5 protein-coding genes are annotated in these 4773 nt (G+C 70.6%); 2 read left to right on the forward strand and 3 right to left on the reverse strand.

Annotated features, from left to right (window positions below; genetic code table 11):
- The 3 genes from JMF86_RS24330 to JMF86_RS24340 all read right to left on the reverse strand — a co-directional run.
- The coding region (locus JMF86_RS24330; protein WP_201317166.1) for a DUF802 domain-containing protein at window positions 1-1602 on the reverse strand (1602 nt) is incomplete at its 3' end.
- A 10-nt stretch (window positions 1603-1612) separates the two neighbouring features.
- Complete coding sequence (locus JMF86_RS24335; RefSeq protein WP_011548347.1) at window positions 1613-2404, reverse strand: DUF3348 domain-containing protein; 792 nt, start codon at window positions 2402-2404, stop codon at window positions 1613-1615.
- 425 nt (window positions 2405-2829) lie between these two features.
- Window positions 2830-3468 (reverse strand): LysE family translocator, encoded by a 639-nt coding sequence (locus tag JMF86_RS24340; protein ID WP_011548348.1) that lies wholly within the window; start codon window positions 3466-3468, stop codon window positions 2830-2832.
- 150 nt (window positions 3469-3618) lie between these two features.
- Here JMF86_RS24340 and JMF86_RS24345 point away from each other — a divergent pair, with 150 nt between their 5' ends.
- Window positions 3619-4083 (forward strand): GNAT family N-acetyltransferase, encoded by a 465-nt coding sequence (locus JMF86_RS24345; RefSeq protein ID WP_041489423.1) that lies wholly within the window; start codon window positions 3619-3621, stop codon window positions 4081-4083.
- Between the two features lie 49 nt (window positions 4084-4132).
- Window positions 4133-4711, forward strand: a complete 579-nt coding sequence (locus JMF86_RS24350; RefSeq protein ID WP_011548350.1) for a hypothetical protein — start codon at window positions 4133-4135, stop codon at window positions 4709-4711.
- Window positions 4712-4773: the final 62 nt, after the last annotated feature.

Here is a 4773-nt window from a genome sequence, read left to right on the forward strand (position 1 = left end):
GTTCCATGCCGACAAACGTTCTTCGTCGCGCGCCGCCAGTTGCGACTGCAGACCGGTGTGCGACTCGCGGATCGTCGACAGCAGATCGTTCGAGCGTTGTTCGAACGTCGACGCCTGGGCGGCGAGATCGCGCGTCGTTTGCGCAAGCGCGTCGCAGATTTCCTGCTGACGGCCCGCGCTATGCGCGCCCGCACGCTGCCACTCGTCGCCGAGCTTCGCGGCCATCGCGGCCAGCGAGTCGTTCCATGCAGCGAGACGTTCTTCATCACGCGCCGCCAGTTGCGTCTGCAAACCCGCGTGCGACTCGTGCATCGCGGCGAGCGTCGCGGCCGAATGGCGTTCGAACGTCGCGGCGGCTTCGCCCAGCGCGCGTGCATGCTGGCCGGCCAGCGTCTCGCCGACCTGCTCCTGGCGCGCCAGCGCCTCGCGCCATGCGTCCGACAGGCGGCCTTCGGTCGACTCGAGGCGCGTCGCGACGCCGTCGAGCAGATCCGACGAACGCTGCGCGAACGTGTCGGTGAACTGGCCGAGCGTCGTCTGCAACTGCTGCGCGACCGCGTCGCCCGCGCGGCGCTGTTCGTCGAGCGCCCGGTTCCACACGGCCGTCACGTTGCCAGTGGTCTTCTCGAAGCCTTCGGTCAGCCCGTCGAGCTGACGCTGCACCGCGCCCGTCACGGTGTCGCGCAGCGCGGCCATCTCCTGCGCGAGCCCCGTCATCGTCGCGGCGACGACCGGCTGCAGCGCGGCGCCGGCCACGCGCGCGCTTTCGGCGGCGCTTTCCTTCAGCGCGTCGCCGACGTTCGACGCCAGGCCCGCATACGCCCGCTCGGTCCGGTCGAAAAATGCCTGCTGGCTTTCGATCTGACGATCGTGCAACGCAACGCTGCGCGCCTCGAGCGTCGTCATCATCGTCTGCAACCGGTCGACCAGCGCCGGCATCACGTCGGCCTGGCGCTGCAGCAGCCGGAACGATTCGTCGCGCTGGTGCGCGGACGAATGCACGCGCAGCGTCGTCGCGATCTTCGCGTCGAGTTGCTGAGCCGCGTCGATCCGCTCGCGGCGCACGAGCGCGGACAGCAGCCCGAGCATCGCGGACGTCGCCACACCGGCGATCGACGTGCCGAACGCGAACCCGAGCCCCTTCACCGGCGCGATCAGCGACGCACGGATCGCATCGAGATCGGTCGCGCTCTCGAGCGCGGCGCCCGTGCCCTTCAGCGTGACGACCATCCCGAGCAGCGTGCCGAGCATGCCGAGCAGCACCAGCAGGCCGACGAGGTAAGGCGTGAGCGCCGGGCCCGGCAGCGCGACGCGCGCGCCTTCGACCCGGGCGCGCACCGCGCCGCGCAGGCCCGGATGCAGCGTGTCGAGCCACGGGTCGAGCGTCGCGGGCGGCGCGCTCAGGCCGGCGACCGCGTGCGACAGCGTGGCGGTCGCCTGCCGGTAGCGCAGCAGCTCCCATGCGCCGGCGACGTAGCACGCGCCGATCAGCAGCGTGACGGCCGCCGCCAGCGGGTTCGACGCGACATAGCCGGCACCGATCCAGCCCACTGCGAGCAGACCGGCGACGAAGACAACGAGATCAAGGCGAATTCTGGACATAGCGTGTTGATTAGCAGGTGCGAAGGGCCGCGAGCAGCCCGTCTACCGTTTGAAACCGGACTTCGAGTTCGGCAAGCAGAATGCTGTGCATCTCGTCGCGAAACGTATCGAGCCACGCGCCGGGCACGATCGCCGCGACGGTCGGGGTGTCGGCCGCCGCGCCCTCATCGGCCAGAGCGGATGCGTCGGCGTCAGGCGCAGCGGCGGCCGCGGCCACGGCTTCAGCCTCGGCCAGCGCCTGCCGCTCCGCGTCGCGCAGCCGCGCGAAGCGCGTGCCGAGCAGCGCGGGTATGGCCGACAGCAGGCTGCGCTCGCGCGCGCCGAGCACGCGCTCCATGATCGTGTCGAGCGTCGCAAGCCGCGCCATTCCGGACGAGCGCGCGGCGAGCGCGACCCGCAGGCGGCCGCGCAACTGGCCGATCGCCGTTTCCATGTCCTGCTGGAGGGTCAGGTACCGCTGGCGGAAATCCGCGAAATCGGCCGTATCGGCGGCCGGCGGCGGCAGGTCGCCCGGCCGGCGCCGCGCGCGCGGCCGCTGGGTGGCCGTGATCGCCTGCGCGAGGTCGTGGCGCACGCGCGCGCAGTCGCGCTCGGCGTCGTAGCCGCGCACGCCGGCCGCGACACCCGGCGGGCTCGCATTCAACGCGGACGACAGCGTGATCGCGTCGGTCCAGCCGAGCCACTGGCTCAGCCGGTCGGACAGCGTCTGCCGGGATTCCGCGACGTCGGCATCGGCCAGGCGCGCGAGCAGCCGGACGAGCGTCGGACCGCTCAACGCCGGGCGCGGAGATGCTTGCACCATGCTGCAAACCGTCAAAAAAGGCAGCAGTTTACACGTCGTCGGGCGGTCGGCCGCCAGAATCGGGGAAGCGGCGCGGTTCGGCGTGCCGCGCGATACACGCGAAGGCCCGTCGCGCAAGGCTCGGCGGACGGTGGTGACGAGCGGGAAACACGGGAGGCGGCGGCTGGCGAGCGGCCGCGCCATCGGGAAGCCATGCGTGTGTGTTTGCAGCGCCGACCCGGCGTGAACGATGAAGGGGCCGAGCCGCCACGACGGGGGGCGGGCATTCCGCAAGCCGCGCCTGACCATGGCCTGACGATGAACCGGTAATCCTGGAATTCGGGACGCCGATGCGCGCTCGGGCGAACGGCGCGGGCGGTGCCCGCCGCTAACCGGCGACGGCCACGGCCGGCCGCCACCACGTGTTGATAGAGAAAGAGAAGCGCTCAGATCCCCGCTTTCGGCGCATTCAGGATCAGCCGCAGCCCGAGCAGCGTGATCGCACCGGCCGCGATGCGGTCGACCCACTTCTTCGCGCGCAGGTAGAGTTCGCGCGGCCGGCGCGTCGAGAAGCACAGCGCGACGAGCGTGTACCAGCCGAATTCGACCGCGAACACGAGCGGCGGCAGCGCGAGATAGCACCACAGCGGCGGGTGCTGCGGGAGCAGCGCCGCGAAGATGCTGCCGTACCAGATCGCCGTCTTCGGGTTGCTGAGCTGGGTCGTGAGGCCGGTCCAGAACGACTTGCGCGCGCTGCCGCCGGCCATCGCCTGCGGATCGTCCATCGCGATCGGCCGGTCGGCGCCGCGCCAGATCTTCGACGCCATGTAGATCAGGTACACGCCGCCCGCGACCTTGAGGCCCACATACAGCCATTCGACGGCCTGCAGCAGCGTGTAAAGCCCGGCCAGCGCGACGCCGCCGAACACGATGCCGCCGATGCCCATGCCGAGTGCGGTGGCCAGCCCGTCGCGGCGCGATAGCCCGATCGAGTTGCGGGCCACCAGCACGAAGCTCGGGCCCGGAATCATCGCGCCGAGAAACAGCGCAGCGAGGATGGCGAGTACGGCAGCCGATGCGGTCATCGAAGTCTCCTGGGTGAGCGACGCCGCTGCGCCGGCGCCTGCGTGTCGTTTCCGACGGTCGAGCCGCTGATTCTGGCACGCTTCGCGCATGGCCGAAAGCGGCCGTGCGCTGCTATGCTGGCCCTCTTTCCTGTCATCTCGCGCCGCCCCATGATCGCGATCCGCGCCGCCCGCTATCCCGACGATGCCGCCGCCGTCGAAGCGATCTTTCGCGAGTACGTCGCGAGCCCGACCGTCAGCCTCGCTTTCCAGGACTACGAGCCGGAAATCGCCGCGCTGCCCGGCAAATACGCGGCGCCGCGCGGGCAGCTGCTGCTCGCGTGGCGCGGCGAGCGCGTGGTCGGCTGCGCGGCGTTCCGCGAAATCGACGCGGCGACCTGCGAGATGAAGCGCGTGTACGTGCGGCCCGACGCACGCGGGCTGAACGTCGGCCGCCAGCTCGTCGAACGGCTGCTGCGCGACGCGAAGGCGGCCGGTTACGCGCGCATGTGCCTCGACGTGCTGCCCGAGTTCGTCGCCGCCCGGCAACTGTATGCGTCGCTCGGCTTCACGCCCGCGCCGCCCGTCGCGTTCAATCCGGTGCCGGGCACGGACTTTCTCGGGCGCGATCTGTAACGTCGCGCGGCTCATCCCCCTTTTTCTCCTTTCGACCGGACCGCCCGCCATGCGCGCTCTTCGCCTTTCCGCCCTGCTGCTCCCGCTGCTTGCCGCATTCCCGCTCAGCGTCCGCGCCGACACCCTGCCGAAGTCGATCGCCGCGCACCTGCCACCCGGCTACCAGCCGCTGCTCGCGCAAGCCGGCCCCGATGTCGACAACGGACGCCACAGCTTTCTCGTCGTCGTGCATCGCGCGGTCGACACGCGCGACCAACCATCGCCGCGCCCGCTGCTGATCTACGAGGAACAGGCCGACCACACCTACCGGCTCGCCGCCCGCAACGACCAGGTCGTGCTGCGTGCGAACGAAGGCGGCCAGTGCGACCCGTTCGATCCTGAAGATGCCGCCGACAACGGCTTGTCGGTGAAGGGCCGCTATTTCACCGTGCAGAACTTCGTCGCGTGCGGCCAGCACTGGACCGACTACATCACGTTCCGCTACGACCCGCGCACGCACGGCTGGCTCTTTTCGAACCAGATCGTCACCGAATCGTTTCCGCTCGACGACCAGCCCGACCACGTCACCGTCACGCGCGCCGACGCGCACCGGCCAGTGTCGTTCGGGCAGTGGAAACGCAAAGACTGAAGGCTGCGCGCCGCCACGCCCGCGCGGTGGTGCCGTTTTTCAACGCGACGCGACGCGCCGCG

It is taken from the genome of Burkholderia sp. E168m15, assembly GCF_016586105.1.
Taxonomy (GTDB): domain Bacteria; phylum Pseudomonadota; class Gammaproteobacteria; order Burkholderiales; family Burkholderiaceae; genus Burkholderia; species Burkholderia orbicola.

Bases quoted from the DNA above. Each gene is read 5' to 3' on its own strand.
- JMF86_RS24350 (WP_011548350.1), top strand. From the start codon at position 4,133: ATGCGCGCTCTTCGCCTTTCCGCCCTGCTGCTCCCGCTGCTTGCCGCA.
- JMF86_RS24340 (WP_011548348.1), bottom strand. From the start codon at position 3,468: ATGACCGCATCGGCTGCCGTACTCGCCATCCTCGCTGCGCTGTTTCTC.
- JMF86_RS24345 (WP_041489423.1), top strand. From the start codon at position 3,619: ATGATCGCGATCCGCGCCGCCCGCTATCCCGACGATGCCGCCGCCGTC.
- JMF86_RS24335 (WP_011548347.1), bottom strand. From the start codon at position 2,404: ATGGTGCAAGCATCTCCGCGCCCGGCGTTGAGCGGTCCGACGCTCGTC.